Below are 16381 nucleotides of genomic sequence, written 5' to 3'. Positions count from 1 at the left end.
TAGTTATGCTACATAGAGATTTTATAACAACGCAGATTGGTGCGAGTTGCCTTACCCTACGGGGCGCAAGCTAGAAAACCAGCCCAGCGTTGCAACAATCAACAAGGGAATAACCATTACCTCATGTTGCGCCTTGTTCTAGTCTCCGAGCTTGTGCCTGACAAAGCACCTTGAGGTAACATGGCTATATGATACATCTTTGCTAAATAAATAGCGGGAATATAGGAGCGAATTTTGCAGACATATCTTGTCGGTGGTGCAGTACGTGACGCACTGTTAGGGTTAAAAGTCGTCGATAAAGACTGGATGGTCGTAGGGGCAACACCAGAACAAATGCTTGCTCAAGGTTATGAGCAAGTTGGTAGCGACTTTCCGGTATTCTTACACCCAAAAACGAAACAAGAATATGCCCTAGCACGCACCGAGCGTAAATCAGGCAAAGGCTATACTGGCTTCATTTGTTATTCCGCACCTGACGTGACCTTAGAGCAAGATCTAATGCGCCGCGATCTCACCATTAATGCTATTGCACAAGAAAATGATGGTCGTTTAATTGATCCCTATAACGGTCGGCAGGATCTTAATAACAAGATATTACGCCATGTTTCTCCGGCTTTTGTTGAAGATCCATTACGGGTGCTTCGTGTGGCACGTTTCTCTGCTCGCTTTGCGCATTTAGGCTTCACGATCGCGCCTGAAACTATCGCCCTCATGCAAGAAATGGTTGTTGCGGGGGAGCTCGAAGCATTAACCCCTGAACGCGTATGGAAAGAATGGGAGAAGTCATTATCGACGGAAAACCCAGAGGTCTTTCTTACCGTATTACGTCAATGTGGCGCGTTAAAGGTGGTAATGCCAGAAATTGATGCATTATTTGGTGTTCCACAGCCAGCACAGTGGCATCCTGAGATTGATTGCGGTATTCATACTTTAATGGTGGCGAAACAAGCCGCAGAGTTATCACCCAATAAAGTGATTCGTTTTGCCGCTCAAATACATGATCTCGGTAAAGCCCTTTCACCTAAAGACGATCTACCTAGCCACAAAATGCATTGTAAAGACGGGCTAAAACCTATTAAAGCCCTATGCCAGCGTTTACGCATACCCAACGATTACCGTGATACGGCCTTAATGGTATGTGCTCAACACACCAAAATTCATCACGCCAATGAAATGCGAGCAGCAACATTTGTAAATATTTTGGATCAAATTGATAGCTGGCGAAAACCTGAACGCGTTATTCAGCTCGCACTTTGCTGTCGCGCAGATGCCCGAGGCCGTACAGGGCATGAAGATGATGCCTATTTACAAGCTGACATTTTACTCACTGCATTTGATGCCGCTCAGCAAGTTGACGTAAAACCGATTGTTGCGGCGGGCTTTAAAGGAAAAGACATCAAAGAACAATTAGCGATTCATCGCACTGCAGCAGTGGAATTAGTCATAAAGCCTTTACAATCTAAAGCTTAAGCATTGGGAATTGTTTAAATAAAAATAAAGCCCTGTAACTGGGCCTATTTATAATAGATACGGTTACAGGGCTTAATTATATGGTCCGCCTCACTCTCAAGTTTCTACGCTTAGAGTAGGCACTCAGAACGAGGTGAACCATATGTCTTCTATCCACATCTTAGGTATCGATTTAGGCAAACACTGCTTTCACGCTGTTGCTCATAGCCATTCAGGTAAAGAGACTCTGCGTAGAAAATATAATCGTAGCCAGCTCCTTCAGTTTCTCGTCAAGCTTGAATCAACAACCATTGCTTTCGAAGCTTGTGGCGGTGCTCACTGGCTAGCGCGGAAATGTGTTGAGTTTGGTCACCAAGTTAGACTCATCCCACCTCAATATGTAAAGCCTTACGTTAAAGGGAATAAAAATGATTTTATTGATGCATCTGCGATAGCAGAAGATGCTCAAGTCATTGCTGCGACTCACCGCGTTAGAGATGGTTACATAAAAGAGCGAACGGCCTGCATGTCTCGTATTGGAGCAATATTGTTAGAGTTTGGGCTTAGCTTTCCTAAAGGACATGCCAAAATGAAAGTGCTCTTTCAATGGTTAGCAGACCAAAATCAACCTCTTCCTCAAAGCTTAATCAATAAGCTGACTTCAATTCATGATCATTACTCTTATCTCAATGAGAAAGTTAAGACCCAAGATAAGAAGCTTCATTGTATTTCAGAGAATAACAAGAATGCGCGGTTATTAAAGACAGTCCCAGGTATTGGTGATCTTGTCGCCACGTTATGTATTGCAGATGTCAGCTCAGCAAACAACTTTTCAAATGGTCGAGATATGGCGGCTTGGCTTGGGTTAGTCCCAAGGCAGTTCTCTACGGGAGGTAAAACTAAATTGCTAGGCATGAGTAAGCGGGGGAATAAGCACCTTCGGACCTTATTCGTTCATGGAGCAAGGGCTGTTTTATCAAGGCTTGAAACAACAGGTAAAGTCTTTGGAGAGTGCCTGATCAATCTAAGGGCCACCAAACCATTTAATGTTGCGGTGGTCGCACTCGCCAACAAGCTAGCAAGAATAGCTTGGGCGGTGCTTTATCACCGCCAAGCTTTTAAGGCTGTATAGCCATAACCAAATTTGCAACGCCAGTGAATGTGATGACAAAAACGGTCAATCGGCCAGATTATGAACCTGATATAAAAAATAGCAATTAATGCTTTGGGCTTTTTAAGGATAATCTGGCGCGGATATCATCGTGGAGCTGGGAAGCGAGAGCTCCCTAACAAGGACTCCGAATACATTAGCGCAAACCAACTCCGTTATAACTAAATTGTAGTTGCAATATAGGGGCGGACCATACATTTTATATCAGCACTTAAATGCTAGGTGCGATGTACTATTTACTTACTAAGTAAGAAGGCAACAAGACCGAAACCCAGCACTAAGCGATAAATCACGAAAGGCATCATACCTAAGCGTGTTACCAGCTTTAGAAAGGCATGAATACACGCATAAGCACTAATGAATGACACCGCAATCCCGATACTTAATGCGCTGAAATCAATTGGTTCACCGCTTGTCACCAGTTTCAAACCAAGGTAACTGCCTGCTAACACAATAATAGGTATCGACATTAAAAATGAAAAACGCGCAGCCGCTTCACGGGTAAAACCTAAATACAACGCCGCTGTCATTGTCGCCCCCGAGCGAGATGTGCCCGGTATAATAGCCGCAGCCTGTGCTAAACCAATAAATAACGCACGCTTCCAACCCGTTTGATACTCATCAAACTTATGCTCTGAATGCTTATCTACCCACCATAGCAATATGGCAAAAATGATTGTAGTGGTTGCAATTACCCATGCTGAACGCAAATACAGTTCAATAAAGTCTTTCATGAACAAGCCAAAAATACAGGCAGGTATTGTGGCTAATGCAATCATCCATGTCAGTTTAGATTCCGCAGTATGCTTGCCTTTAAAAATCGATGTTATCCAGGCTGAAAGTAATGCCACCACTTCTTTACGGAAATAAAGAATAACAGCGACTAGCGTACCAACGTGTACTGCAACATCAAAAGCAAGCCCTTGATCAGGCCAACCTAGAATTTCCGACGGTAGAATTAAGTGTGCAGAGCTCGAGACAGGAAGGAATTCTGTTAACCCTTGAATAAGCGCTAACATAAAGGCTTCAAAATGACTCATGGAATTCAATATCCTTTTTAAACAATTACAGCTATTTCAACAGGCCACAATGCCTGAGAATGCTCAAATGACTGCCATAGTTGGGCAACAGTACGCTCATCACCAGGGATAACACGATCAGGACAAAGCTCTGTTAATGGCCATAATACAAAAGCAAATTTATAAATATCAGAACGAGGTAAAACGGGTGCAAAATCTCGGCACACATCATCAAATAACAAAATATCTAGATCCAACGTACGGCTCTGATTTTTTTGCGCATTGGGCAATCGTCCATATTGCAATTCCAGTTCTTTCAACGTTTGTTGCAGCATATCAAACGAAAGCGACGTTTCTATTTCAACAACACAATTAAAAAAATTAGGGCCACTAAACCCTACAGGTTCGGCTTCAAATAAACGTGATACTCGACATACTGAACTGATTTTTTTAAGCTCAGAAATTGCAGCGTGAATATGATATTCACGCTGAATATTAGATCCTAGGCTGATATAAACGGTGCTCACTTCGAGCCTCTTTCAATCTGAACCCCAACACCTCGAGCATTAACCACAGCACCAGGCTTGGTTACACGTACTTTCAACCAAGGCACCGAGAATTGCTCCATGATCAATGACGCGACTTCTTCAGCCACACGTTCAACCAATAAAAAGTTATTGTTCTGTACATGTAACGTCACAGCATTACTCACTGTCGCATAATCAAGAGCATGTTCCACATCATCACTGCTTGCTGCAGGACGATTATCGTGAGCCATTTCCAAATCGATCACGAGTTTTTGCTTAATTTCTTGTTCCCAGTCATACGCCCCTATTGTGGCAATAACCTCAAGATGTTCGATAAATACTAAATCCATTTTCAATCGCTAATTTTGTTAGAGGTCGGATACCTAATTTGAGCAAAAGCGCGTATTATCAGGTCGTAATCGTCAAAAATCATGACATTCATTCATCAGGTCATCATATTGCATGGCAACCTGAAGCGGCATTATACCACACGCATGAATTTCTGGAATTAAACCAGGTGATTATCATCAGATAAGTCGGAATGATACAACAGTGACATTATCGCGACCGAGCTGGAATTTTACATGACGCCATTAGTTCTTCTGATCATCATAGGGGCCTACTTATTAGGCTCTATATCAAGTGCGGTTTTAATTAGCCGACTTTATCGCTTGCCCGATCCCCGAGATTCAGGTTCTGGTAATCCTGGTGCCACCAATGTTTTACGCTTAGGCGGTAAAAGTGCTGCGAGCATGGTACTGGTATGCGATGTTCTAAAAGGTATGTTGCCCGTTTGGCTAAGTTACTTCCTCGATATTAATCCCTTTTTATTAGGCATTATTGGCATTGCAGCCTGCCTTGGGCATATATATCCGATCTTTTTCCATTTTAGAGGTGGTAAAGGTGTGGCGACAGCACTTGGTGCACTGGCTCCGATTGGCTGGGATCTAAGTGGAATGCTCATTGGCACATGGTTGCTAACTGTATTTATTACTGGCTATTCATCGCTAGGTTCACTGATTACAGCACTTGCAGCCCCAATGCTGACATGGTTCGTTAAACCTGAATATACAATGGCAGTTTCGATGCTTTCTTGCCTTATCGTATTACGCCATCATGACAATCTTCGTCGATTATTCGATGGTAAAGAAACAAAAATCTGGCAAAAAATAAGCCGTAAAACCAAACTTAAATAGAATGATTTATACGGCTTGTCTATTATTAAATTAGCGTATTAAAACATCAAATAGTGTTCAATTAACAATCACTTTAATATTTGTTTGTTTAACGGTTTCAACTGATCGATCGGCCAGCGTGGGTACGCTTTTACACTCAAGTCCATCAATTCTTGATTTTTCAATCGTTGCATTCCTGCATACGCGATCATTGCACCGTTATCTGTACAAAACTCTGTTCGAGGATAAAAGACCTCACCATTCAGTTTTGTCATCAACGAGCCTAACTCTTGGCGTAAGTAAGAATTAGCACTTACCCCGCCAGCGATAACCAAGCGTTTCAAACCCGTTTGTTTCAGTGCGCGTTTACACTTAATTGCCAATGTATCAACAACCGCTTCTTGGAAAGCAAATGCAATATCAGCACGCGTTTGTTCGTCATCGTCGTTGGCTCGAATTGTATTCGCTGCAAACGTTTTTAGGCCCGAGAAACTGAAATCTAAACCAGGTCGATCTGTCATAGGACGAGGGAACTTGAAACGCCCTTTGGTACCCTTTTCAGCCAACTTTGATAGCAACGGACCACCAGGGTAATCTAAACCCATAAGCTTGGCTGTTTTATCAAAAGCCTCACCTGCTGCATCATCAACAGATTCGCCTAAAATTTGATACTCACCAATACCTTGCACCTCAACCATCATGGTATGACCGCCAGAAACCAGCAGTGCCACAAATGGGAAATCAGGAGCGTTATCTTCTAGCATTGGAGCCAGTAAATGCCCTTCCATATGGTGTACAGCCACAGCGGGTAAACCCCACGAATATGCAAGGCTACGACCAATGGTTGCACCCACTAATAACGCCCCAACCAAACCAGGACCTGCGGTATAAGCAACACCATCAAGGTCTGCAGGTGTTAATCCCGCTTTTTTCAATGCTTCTTTAATTAACGGAATGGTTTTTTTAACATGATCACGAGAAGCTAATTCGGGTACAACACCACCATAATCAGCATGCAATTTCACCTGACTGTAAAGCTCATGTGACAGCAAACCTTGCTCATCATCGAAAATCGCAACGCCAGTTTCATCACAAGACGTTTCGATGCCCAATATACGCATAACAACCTCTATACTATTAGGGTACCAATCTGATAAATTACGCTGTCTTTTGGAGCAAACAACGCTTCAAACTGGGATTAAGGGGAGTAATTGAAGCTTATGTTACCGCCCTTGACAGAAATTAACCAGTTCATGGTGGTGAATGCTTTACAAACACCCCTAGATCAGATTAGAATTTCGCACCATTTTTAAATTCAGCTGACTATATTGATCGTCAGTGTATAACCGAATCACTCTGAGGTGAGTATTACATGCCAGTAATCAAAGTACGTGAAAACGAACCGTTCGACGTAGCACTACGTCGCTTTAAGCGCTCTTGTGAAAAAGCAGGTATCCTTTCTGAAGTTCGTCGTCGCGAGCACTTCGAAAAGCCAACTACTGTACGTAAGCGTGCTAAAGCAGCGGCAGTTAAGCGTCACCTGAAGAAATTGGCTCGCGAAAACGCGCGTCGCGTTCGTCTGTACTAATTCACAGATAACGAAAGGACCGCGTAATGACTCTGATTGAACGTCTTAAAGACGAACAAAAAGCGGCAATGAAGGCGAGAAATAAACCTCGCCTTGGTGCCATCCGTTTAGTTCTTGCTGCTATTAAACAACGTGAAGTTGATGAAAGAATTACGCTTTCTGATGAAGACGTGCTAGCAGTATTAGTTAAAATGGTTAAGCAACGCCGTGATTCTGTAGCTCAATATGAAGCTGCAAATCGACAAGACCTTGCTGATGTTGAACTTGCTGAAATTGCAGTACTTGATGAATTCATGCCTCAACCATTAAGTGATGACGAAGTTGTCGCTTTATTGGATGAAGCAGTTGCTTCAACTGGTGCTGTCAGCATGCAAGACATGGGTAAGCTCATGGGTGTATTGAAACCGCTTATTCAGGGTCGTGCCGACATGGGAAAAGTTAGCCAATTAGTGAAAGCTAAATTAGGTTAAAACTAACCCAGTTCTACCAGCAAGCCGTGCAATCCATTAGGAACGCACGGCTTGTTTGTATTTTTTCTTCACCATTTTCAATCTAATAAACACCCTATTCCTTCAATTACTTTCAGGTATCTCTCACTGTATGTCAGGAAAAATTCCTCGCTCATTTATCGATGATCTCATCACACGACATGACATCGTTGATGTAGTTGATGCGCGGGTGAAGCTAAAAAAACAAGGTAAAAACTTCGGTGCTTGTTGTCCTTTCCATAATGAGAAAACTCCATCTTTTTCTGTCAGCCAAGAAAAACAGTTCTATCATTGTTTTGGTTGTGGTGTGCACGGTAATGTTCTCGACTTCGTCATGGAATTTGATCGACTTGAATTCGTCGAAGCCATTGAAGAGCTTTCCTCACAGCTAGGTCTTGAAGTTCCGCGAGAAGACGGCGGTAAGCCTTCTGGTCCACGAGCAGCAGAAAAAAGAAGCCTGTATGACCAAATGGGGCTAATTTCACAATTTTATCAATCTCAATTACGTACACCTGATGGAAAAACCGCGATCGATTATTTAAAAAATCGAGGATTATCTGGTGAAGTTGTACAAAAATTTGGGATAGGTTATATCCCCGATCAATGGGATATGGTTCGCAGCCGTTTTGGCCGAGATCCTGAATCGCAAAAAGCACTTGTTACCACTGGAATGCTAATCGAAAACGACAGTGGCAGACGCTACGACCGTTTCCGTGGACGAGTGATGTTTCCGATTCATGATCGCCGTGGGCGTGTCATTGGTTTTGGTGGGCGAGTATTAGGTGATGGTACACCTAAATATCTCAACTCACCGGAAACCCCAATTTTCCATAAAGGTCGTGAGTTATACGGCCTCTATGAAGTGTTACAAGCACATCGAGAACCAGAAAAGTTATTGGTTGTCGAAGGGTATATGGATGTTGTCGCACTTGCGCAATTTGGTGTTGATTACGCCGTTGCTTCACTAGGTACAGCAACAACCAGTGATCACCTTCAAACCTTATTTCGTCAAACCAGTACAGTCGTATGTTGTTATGATGGTGACCGAGCAGGCCGTGAAGCTGCTTGGCGAGCAATGGAACAAGCCTTGCCCTTCCTAACCGATGGTCGCCAATTGAAATTCATGTTCTTACCCGATGGAGAAGATCCTGACTCATGCATACGTGCTGAAGGTAAAGATGCCTTTGAAGAACGTACGAATCGGGCGATGCCATTAACAGAGTTTCTCTTTAACACCTTGATGCGACAGGTTGATACAAGCAGCAAAGAAGGTATGGCCAAGTTAAGTATTTTGGCGGTCCCCCTTATTGATAAAGTACCAGGCGGAACACTCCGGCTATACTTACGTGAACTACTAGGTAAAAAATTAGGCTTACCTGACGAAGCACAACTTCAGCAGCTAATATCTAAACAAGGTGTTGAAACTAAAAAAATTGCAGCGCCAGAAATTAAACGCACTCCTATGCGTGAAGCCATCGCTTTACTGATTCAAAAGCCGAACTTCGTCAATAGTCTTGAGTTTGAGATGACGGATTTCGAAGGGATTGATGTCCCGGGGTTAAATTTATTGCTATCAATAGTTGATAAATGTCGTACTAACCCCAATATCACTACTGGTCAGTTACTAGAGCACTGGCGTGGTAATAAACAAGAAGCCATGATGGCCCGTTTGGCCGCTTGGGAACTGCCTCTGTCAGATGACGAGGATCAGACTCTAAATGTATTTTTAGACGCAATGGACCGAATTATTGGTCAATGTGTCAAACAACAAATAGAAAAGTTGCAGGCTAAATCGAACACTGTCGGCTTATCAGTCGAAGAGAAGCAGGAGTTACAGTTACTTATACTGAACCGTCCTGGCTAGTATGTAGTCAACAATTAAGAAATTTGTTATAATTAATGGTTTGCATTTCAGCATACTAAATTCTCACTCAGACCCGAAGTTGGATACCGTCTATGGAGCAAAATCCGCAGTCTCAGCTAAAGTTACTTGTCGCTAAAGGCAAAGAGCAAGGCTATCTGACCTACGCCGAAGTAAATGATCACCTACCGGAAGATATCGTAGACTCCGATCAGGTTGAAGACATTATCCAAATGATCAATGACATGGGCATCAAAGTTGTGGAAACCGCACCTGATGCCGATGAAATCATGATGACAGAAGATAATACAGATGAAGACGCTATTGAAGCGGCGGCTCAGGCATTATCTAGCGTAGAAAGCGAGATCGGTCGTACTACTGATCCCGTACGTATGTACATGCGTGAAATGGGTACAGTAGAACTACTGACTCGTGAAGGCGAAATTGATATCGCAAAACGCATTGAAGATGGTATCAACCAAGTTCAGTGTTCAGTAGCAGAATATCCTTCAGCCATCTCTTACTTACTTGAACAGTTTGATAAAGTTGAAGCCGATGAGCTTCGTCTTACTGACATCATCTCTGGCTTTATTGATCCGAATGAAGAGCAAACTGCTGCACCAACAGCAACTCACATCGGTTCAGAGCTAAGTGAAACAGATCTTGCAGACGAAGACAAAAATCTAGAAACAGACGAAGATGACGAGGAAGAGGAAGACACTGGTATTGATCCAGAACTTGCTCGTGAAAAGTTCCTTGAGCTACGCCACTCGTACGAAAAAATGGCATTAGCCATCAATACGCATGGTCGTCACAATGCAACGACTGAAGTCGCTGTAGGTGAGCTTTCTGAAATTTTTAAGCAATTCCGTTTAATTCCAAAACAGTTTGATAAACTTGTTCGCTCACTACGCGATTCAATGGATAAAGTACGCACGAACGAGCGTCTTATCATGCGTATGTGTGTTGATAACAGCAAAATGCCAAAGAAGACATTCATTAAATTCTTCGCTGGTAATGAGTCATCTCCAGACTGGATTGATGAAGCACTAAACTCTGGCAAGCCATACGCAGAGCGTCTAAAAATCTATGAAGAAGATCTTCGTCGTTCATCGCTTAAATTGCGTATTCTTGAAAAAGAAACAGGCTTATCAATTGAGCGTATAAAAGACATCAGCCGTCGTATGTCTATCGGTGAAGCAAAAGCGCGCCGAGCGAAGAAAGAGATGGTTGAAGCAAACTTACGTTTGGTTATTTCGATTGCGAAAAAGTACACCAACCGTGGTTTACAGTTCTTGGATCTAATCCAAGAAGGTAACATCGGTCTGATGAAAGCCGTTGATAAATTTGAATACCGTCGTGGTTATAAGTTCTCGACTTATGCAACATGGTGGATTCGTCAGGCAATCACTCGCTCGATTGCTGACCAAGCACGTACTATCCGTATCCCAGTGCACATGATTGAAACGATCAACAAATTGAATCGTATTTCTCGTCAAATGCTACAGGAAATGGGTCGTGAGCCTATTCCGGAAGAGTTGGCTGAGCGCATGCAAATGCCTGAAGACAAAATCCGTAAAGTGCTTAAGATTGCGAAAGAGCCAATCTCAATGGAAACACCGATTGGTGATGATGAAGATTCACACCTAGGCGACTTCATTGAAGATAACACGCTACAGCTTCCAATGGATGCAGCAACAGCAACTAACTTGCGTGCGGCAACTAACGATGTTCTAGCAGGTCTTACGCCACGTGAAGCGAAAGTACTTCGTATGCGTTTCGGTATCGATATGAACACTGACCACACTCTTGAAGAAGTGGGCAAGCAGTTCGACGTAACGCGTGAGCGTATTCGTCAAATCGAAGCCAAAGCATTACGTAAACTTCGTCACCCAAGTCGTTCAGACGTGCTACGTAGCTTCCTTGACGAGTAATCCACTAGTCATTGGTCGTTAATAAAAAGCGAGCGAATAAGCTCGCTTTTTTTATGGCTGTGAATTAGAAACACTTTATTTATAAGTCTTTATAAATAAAGTGTTAACTGCCTAAAAAGCAAACAGAACATCTGTTTTATTCACTAGACAAGCTCGAAAGCATCCCCTATAATCTCTCGCACACTGGCCCCTTAGCTCAGTGGTTAGAGCAGGCGACTCATAATCGCTTGGTCGTCTGTTCAAGTCAGACAGGGGCCACCACTTTCAAATCAAAGGTTTATTGTCGGTTTCTTGCTGATTTTACCGCTTGCTCCTTTGGTTGTTTGCCGAGTTTGTGCCGAATAGTTTAGCTTTCAAACCTGAGACGAGACTTAGACCCTCACGTCGACTTACTTTGTTAGCTGCCATTTCGTCGTATTTCATATCGTATTCGAGATCTTGCTGTTCTCTGTACCGATGCTGAGACTCGACAACCTGATCGGCTGCTCTTTTGCTCTTGCTTTTATAATCAGACTGAAAAGATGACTGTTCTTTCTTTCTCTCTGTTAAAAGAGCTTTTAACCCGGAAACCTGTTTCCCCCTCCCCCCGGAAAACGAGCTTAATTTTTGCACGACCTTATTAGCGACCACTTTCGCAAGGTATGCCAATTTTGCAACGTTTACCGTGTAGAGGTTAGCGACTTGACTCCGCTCGTTATCATAACCCGTTCGATTTTTATATTGTGCTGTGGTTTTGATGTAGCCGAGCTTTTCAAGTTCGCGGAGATAAGTCCTAACTGATCGAGTCGTTCGACCCATTGCGTCGGCTAGTGACTTTAAAGACGGAAACAAAGTCCAGCCTCGAGACTTATTAGCTCTAGAGCAAATCTCGAGGAGCAAGGCTTTAACCGGAATCGAGAGATCGGTTTTCTGAGCCGCTGCGACCAATTGGTCGGAGTGCTTAAAAGGTGAGGCGACTTTCTTGTCTGTCGCTTTCGCTTGTTTTGGTTGTTTAAACCCCATAATCGGCGCGTCTAACACGTCGGCTATACTTCGGGGTGAATCGCAATAAATCATTAGACCCTCATAAAAATTCTGAGTGGTTAACGAGGTGCGTTCTTAATGACCGAAAAATCAGTGGCTTGCTAAAATTTAAGCGGTTGGCGTCCTTGCTGTTGACACCGATCACAAAAATTTAGACAATTGCGCTCGCTCCGTGGTTACGGGCTCGAGACTGAGGAATTTAAAAGGTCCTTCTAACTACCTTTTGTCTTCTAACTTTTCGGGTCATTAGGGAGTGCAATCCCTGTAACCGGAGCGCAATTCTCTATCTCTCTCCTTTTTGGGTCAATCCAAAAACAACAATTTAGCCCCGAAAGCCTTCCGACCGTTTCCTTTTTAAACGAAATAACATTTTTGCAACATATCACCCGGTTATAAACGACCAAATACCAACCAATCAATAAGCGTTATTTTGCCCCCATACCCCTATATAAATCCTCACTAAAATATAATTACAGTGAATAATATTGTTTTGCCGCTTCGAGTCCGTTAAATTCCCGCGCCTTTGTCGTCTGGTAGATAACGAAATAAAATGATTAAAATCGAGAAAAACGAAACCATAGTAAAAACAATTACCGCCATACACGCCGATCTAAACACGGTTATGAAGACTCGAGGGGAAAAGGTAGACGAGTATATCTCGACGTTCTTCTCGTCGCTTGAGAACGCCGCTAGGACCGGAGGAGAGATCTATCGAGAGGAATTAGAGCGGTTATGTACCCATATTGCGATCGGAGCAGGGCTCGGAGTTGAGCAAGCCGGAGGACCATCACCCTTTCATGTTCCATACATCGAACTAAAGGCGGAACTCGAGCGCGTCGAGGCGTGGATCTACTAACGCGACGGAATCGTCGGGTTATGGTTTAATCGTCTGTGACTTCATAGGTCAAAATTACGCGGGAAGGATCCCGAACTGGCGTCGACTTAACCGTCGCCGGGAACAAAAAAGCGAGGCTATTAACCTCGCTTTTTGCTTTTCTGCTATCAATTTTAAATCCTGGCACTCGATACCGGCGATCAAAATGATTGCATTAACTGATAATTTCGCCGTCGTCCGTCACGGCTTCGATTTTATGTAATAGGTAATTTCGGATTCCGCCGTCACCAGATGGGCGACAAACCAACTTATTACCATTAAACCGAATAGGAAAGATCTCTCTCGGGTCTCCCGCAGTGGATCCACCGTGGTAAATAACTGTTATCTCTCGACCATTCCGAATCGAATCATCGATATAATCAACGACCAACGGAGAAACGTCCGTCGTGGAGAATTTGCTTTTTGAAGTCTGCTTTTCCTTTCTCTGCTCCGGGCAAATAATATCGACAACCTCTTCCTTTCCACGAAACTGTTCGAGAGCTTGTCTATATCCAAATAGAACCCCGATAAGCAATCCGGACCCAATTCCACACAAAGACCCTTTTAATGGATCATCGTATGAAATAGGCACACTAACGACGGCACATAGTCCAAAAAATAGATAACTTAATTTAACTTGTGTTTCGCTGATATTCATTTTATGCCTGTTATTAAAAGGGACCTCGACGGGTCCCTTTTTTATCTAATTAATTTTAAATATATAAATATCAATTATCACATTACTGAAAGCATAGTTTTAACGCTATCAATATTAACCTTACGACCCGCGTTAATATCATCGAATAGTTCGCGCGCTTTCACGTTCTGCATATGCTTTTCTGAATCTGAGCGGAATCTCAAAACAAAAGTTGATGTAATAATATTGTACCGTTCCGCGTCTGATTTCTTGTCTTCACTTGATTGAGTCTTGCCGCTAATTAATAGAATTAAACCGCCCGCCAAAGGGGAAAGGATAATAGAGATAATTAAATAAAGGAAAAACGAGCGATTCCAATTTTTAGCCCAAGCAGCAACAACCAAAGTAAGTAATATCCAAAATAAAACAATCATATTTTTTCACCTGTTAGTTAATAGTTTAATATTTATTAAATAGCTATTTTATATTTATCTAGACGCTCTTTTAACTCTTTGTAAGAATTATCAAATCCTACTGTCGAGTATGAGACGGCCCCATTAATTGTTACTTTCTCCTTTGTTTTCAGCTCATTAAATAAAAACTCCCTTCCTTTATCTGAGTCGGGATAAAAATTTATTCTGCCGTTTCCGCTGCATCCGAATGATGCCTTTACCCAAGTTCCGTTAATATCAATTGGGTAAGTATCGTTAAAAATTCCGGGCTCGTATTTTTTGCATGTTTTTTTTGCCTCGTCGGTATCTACAAATTGAAAAGCGACACTGATTTCTTTTTTATCGTTTTCATTCATCACGATATAAGTAAACCCGCCGTCGTCAATTCTTACTAGTGGCGACAAGTAACCCTCTGACATTTCAAACCACTTCTTATAATCTACGTCTTTAGCCATAGCATTACCGCTAATGAATAAAATTAACGCGACTGCAATTAGTGCACCTTTCATTTTTCACCTGTTAGAATGCGCCTCCTTGCACAATTAAATAATTAAAGCATTAATGTAAGAATTAAATAAACGACCGGAATTAATATTATTTCCATGATTAAATAGCTAACTTCTTTTTATCGTTTCTAGCTTTTAACGTGTTATACGACTTTGTAAATCCATTTGCTGAATATGTAAAATCACCTGAAACCGTAACGGTATTACTAGCCTTAAATACAGATATAATATGATTCTGCCCGGCATTAGTTATCGGAAAAAATTTAACTCTATCTTTATCAACGCATCCATAAGTTGTTTTAACTAATGTTCCATTTATATTTAATGGTTGAGTATTGTTATATTTACCGAGCTCTGCATTTTTGCAATCACTTTCTGTTACTGAGCCGTTTAAAAAGTCTATTGAAGCTACAATATTACCCATCTTATTTTCGTAAAGCGTAGCGAAACTTACACCGCCGTCCGTGGTTCCAACAAACGGAGAATAAAAAGCCCCGTTTATCTCTATCCATTTATCATGCTTTTCAACTGCCATAGCGTTACCGATAATTGATAGACCCAATGCAATGGCCGTTAATGTCTTTTTCATTTCTTCACCTGTTAGTTAATTTCGGAAAGTTCCTCGTCGTGCAACACTGCTTCACTAGGCGTAACTTTTGTTACTTACTTATTAAATCAGTTAATGGAATGTACGCCTCAGAGAGATTAGGTATGATGTCACCAGTATTTCCCTGAGATTCTGCCATTTTTAGCACTGAATTTTGTTTATATACCCCAACACTTCCCCGAGTTGGACGGCGGTTAGTGCTGGCATTGTGAACGCTTGAGCGTCGTTAAGTGCGCGAGAGATAGACTCCGCTATTTGTTGGGTGTTAATATTCATTTGTTAATGACCTTTTGACGATTGTTGTTAACACTAACCCGGTTTAACTTTTTGCGGAGTGACCGGGTTTTTTATTGCCTATTCAATAGCTTTATATCTAATCCCATCGACGACAATTTCGCTCTGTGGCAACCTGTCGCCGTTCTGATAGCGGATCCCGGCTATCATTATGAGTATTCTTTTTCGCTTCCCTGTTTTCCACCAACTATCTAACGTTGAGCGAGAAATCTCTCCCCGCTCGACTAAATCCGAGATACTAAACCCCGTATTTTGTTTTATATACGCTGTGAGGCTGAGATCATTCCCCGGCTGTTCTGTTCCATCCATAAACCAATATTCTCTAATTTACCCAACTCGACGAGCTGGTCGTAATCACTATCTCCAACCGCGAAAACTTTATCGTTTGTGTAAACGTCGTGAACGACTGGCGACCCTGTAACGGTAACGTAACCAACCAAACGACCACTGCGGAGAGGACAAAGGCGAGCGGCTTCGGCTTTCGCTTCGGCGGCTTCTTTGTGCGCCAATCGTAAACCATCGGATAGAAAAACTTTGTAATTCCCCGCCGGGTCTAGCTTTTTATAATGGCGCGCTACTTTGTGCGCTGTCTGCATGATGTTCATTTGTATTCACCTGTTAACGTTTGAGGTTTCCCCCTGACCTTTTGACGGGGTGAATACTAGGTGAGAGTGTGATCTAAGTCAATATTGATTTTACAGCATTCGTAAAAATAAACTAAATTTAGCGGAATAATTACGAAATACAATAATTATGGTGAATGTTTTTTACTTCTA

At 42.3% G+C, this 16381-nt stretch carries 19 protein-coding genes and 1 tRNA gene; 9 read left to right on the top strand and 11 right to left on the bottom strand.

Going from position 1 to position 16381, the window contains the following annotated elements; genetic code table 11:
- Positions 1-234 precede the first annotated feature (234 nt).
- Positions 235-1470 carry a multifunctional CCA addition/repair protein gene (locus C9J47_RS22470; protein WP_107255501.1) on the top strand — a complete coding sequence of 412 codons (1236 nt, stop codon included), beginning with the start codon at positions 235-237 and terminating at the stop codon, positions 1468-1470.
- Positions 1471-1612: 142 nt separating this feature from the next.
- The gene (locus C9J47_RS22465; protein WP_107255500.1) at positions 1613-2581 is read left to right on the top strand and encodes an IS110 family RNA-guided transposase; all 969 of its coding nucleotides are present in this window, start codon (positions 1613-1615) and stop codon (positions 2579-2581) included.
- Between the two features lie 275 nt (positions 2582-2856).
- Here C9J47_RS22465 and C9J47_RS22460 read toward each other — a convergent pair whose 3' ends face one another.
- Genes C9J47_RS22460 through folB form a run of 3 tightly spaced genes read right to left on the bottom strand, consistent with a single transcriptional unit; the run spans position 2857 to position 4516 of the window.
- Positions 2857-3660, bottom strand: a complete 804-nt coding sequence (locus C9J47_RS22460; RefSeq protein WP_107255499.1) for an undecaprenyl-diphosphate phosphatase — start codon at positions 3658-3660, stop codon at positions 2857-2859.
- A 17-nt stretch (positions 3661-3677) separates the two neighbouring features.
- On the bottom strand, positions 3678-4166 hold the full coding sequence (gene folK / locus C9J47_RS22455) for a 2-amino-4-hydroxy-6-hydroxymethyldihydropteridine diphosphokinase (protein ID WP_107255498.1): 489 nt from the start codon (positions 4164-4166) through the stop codon (positions 3678-3680).
- Complete coding sequence (folB, locus tag C9J47_RS22450; protein ID WP_107255497.1) at positions 4163-4516, bottom strand: dihydroneopterin aldolase; 354 nt, start codon at positions 4514-4516, stop codon at positions 4163-4165. Before folB ends, folK begins: the two co-directional genes overlap by 4 nt.
- A gap of 234 nt (positions 4517-4750) precedes the next feature.
- Here folB and plsY point away from each other — a divergent pair, with 234 nt between their 5' ends.
- Entirely contained in the window at positions 4751-5362 is a 612-nt protein-coding gene (plsY, locus tag C9J47_RS22445; protein ID WP_107255496.1) for a glycerol-3-phosphate 1-O-acyltransferase PlsY, read from the top strand.
- Positions 5363-5430: 68 nt separating this feature from the next.
- Here plsY and tsaD read toward each other — a convergent pair whose 3' ends face one another.
- Positions 5431-6462 carry a tRNA (adenosine(37)-N6)-threonylcarbamoyltransferase complex transferase subunit TsaD gene (gene tsaD / locus C9J47_RS22440; RefSeq protein WP_107255495.1) on the bottom strand — a complete coding sequence of 344 codons (1032 nt, stop codon included), beginning with the start codon at positions 6460-6462 and terminating at the stop codon, positions 5431-5433.
- Positions 6463-6713: 251 nt separating this feature from the next.
- On the opposite strand from tsaD, the gene rpsU reads away from it, so the two are divergent.
- From rpsU to C9J47_RS22415, 5 genes are all read left to right on the top strand, one after another.
- Positions 6714-6929, top strand: coding sequence for a 30S ribosomal protein S21 (rpsU, locus tag C9J47_RS22435; protein ID WP_005301411.1), 216 nt, complete (start codon positions 6714-6716; stop codon positions 6927-6929).
- A 26-nt stretch (positions 6930-6955) separates the two neighbouring features.
- Positions 6956-7399, top strand: coding sequence for a GatB/YqeY domain-containing protein (locus tag C9J47_RS22430; protein WP_006228353.1), 444 nt, complete (start codon positions 6956-6958; stop codon positions 7397-7399).
- A 130-nt stretch (positions 7400-7529) separates the two neighbouring features.
- On the top strand, positions 7530-9281 hold the full coding sequence (gene dnaG / locus C9J47_RS22425; RefSeq protein ID WP_107255494.1) for a DNA primase: 1752 nt from the start codon (positions 7530-7532) through the stop codon (positions 9279-9281).
- Between the two features lie 92 nt (positions 9282-9373).
- Positions 9374-11212, top strand: a complete 1839-nt coding sequence (gene rpoD, locus C9J47_RS22420; RefSeq protein ID WP_006228355.1) for an RNA polymerase sigma factor RpoD — start codon at positions 9374-9376, stop codon at positions 11210-11212.
- A gap of 185 nt (positions 11213-11397) precedes the next feature.
- A tRNA-Ile gene (locus tag C9J47_RS22415) sits at positions 11398-11473 on the top strand.
- Positions 11474-11512: 39 nt separating this feature from the next.
- Here C9J47_RS22415 and C9J47_RS22410 read toward each other — a convergent pair.
- On the bottom strand, positions 11513-12232 hold the full coding sequence (locus C9J47_RS22410; RefSeq protein WP_170107561.1) for a helix-turn-helix domain-containing protein: 720 nt from the start codon (positions 12230-12232) through the stop codon (positions 11513-11515).
- 553 nt (positions 12233-12785) lie between these two features.
- Here C9J47_RS22410 and C9J47_RS22405 point away from each other — a divergent pair.
- Positions 12786-13091, top strand: coding sequence for a hypothetical protein (locus C9J47_RS22405; RefSeq protein WP_107255492.1), 306 nt, complete (start codon positions 12786-12788; stop codon positions 13089-13091).
- Positions 13092-13284: 193 nt separating this feature from the next.
- Here the strand turns inward: C9J47_RS22405 and C9J47_RS22400 are convergent, their stop codons facing one another.
- The 6 genes from C9J47_RS22400 to C9J47_RS22380 form a co-directional block, all read right to left on the bottom strand.
- Positions 13285-13767, bottom strand: coding sequence for a WYL domain-containing protein (locus C9J47_RS22400; RefSeq protein ID WP_107255491.1), 483 nt, complete (start codon positions 13765-13767; stop codon positions 13285-13287).
- Positions 13768-13844: 77 nt separating this feature from the next.
- A complete protein-coding gene (locus C9J47_RS22395) occupies positions 13845-14180 on the bottom strand; it encodes a hypothetical protein (protein WP_107255490.1) in 336 nt (111 codons plus the stop codon).
- 35 nt (positions 14181-14215) lie between these two features.
- Positions 14216-14707, bottom strand: a complete 492-nt coding sequence (locus C9J47_RS22390; protein ID WP_107255489.1) for a hypothetical protein — start codon at positions 14705-14707, stop codon at positions 14216-14218.
- 97 nt (positions 14708-14804) lie between these two features.
- Positions 14805-15293 (bottom strand): hypothetical protein, encoded by a 489-nt coding sequence (locus C9J47_RS22385; RefSeq protein WP_107255488.1) that lies wholly within the window; start codon positions 15291-15293, stop codon positions 14805-14807.
- A 159-nt stretch (positions 15294-15452) separates the two neighbouring features.
- A complete protein-coding gene (locus C9J47_RS27480; protein WP_281259009.1) occupies positions 15453-15587 on the bottom strand; it encodes a hypothetical protein in 135 nt (44 codons plus the stop codon).
- A gap of 275 nt (positions 15588-15862) precedes the next feature.
- A complete protein-coding gene (locus C9J47_RS22380) occupies positions 15863-16201 on the bottom strand; it encodes a hypothetical protein (protein WP_146150858.1) in 339 nt (112 codons plus the stop codon).
- Between the last annotated feature and the right edge of the window lie 180 nt (positions 16202-16381).

Source organism: Photobacterium indicum (assembly GCF_003026215.1).
Taxonomy (GTDB): domain Bacteria; phylum Pseudomonadota; class Gammaproteobacteria; order Enterobacterales; family Vibrionaceae; genus Photobacterium; species Photobacterium indicum.
This window is presented reverse-complemented; position numbering and strand designations above follow the sequence as displayed.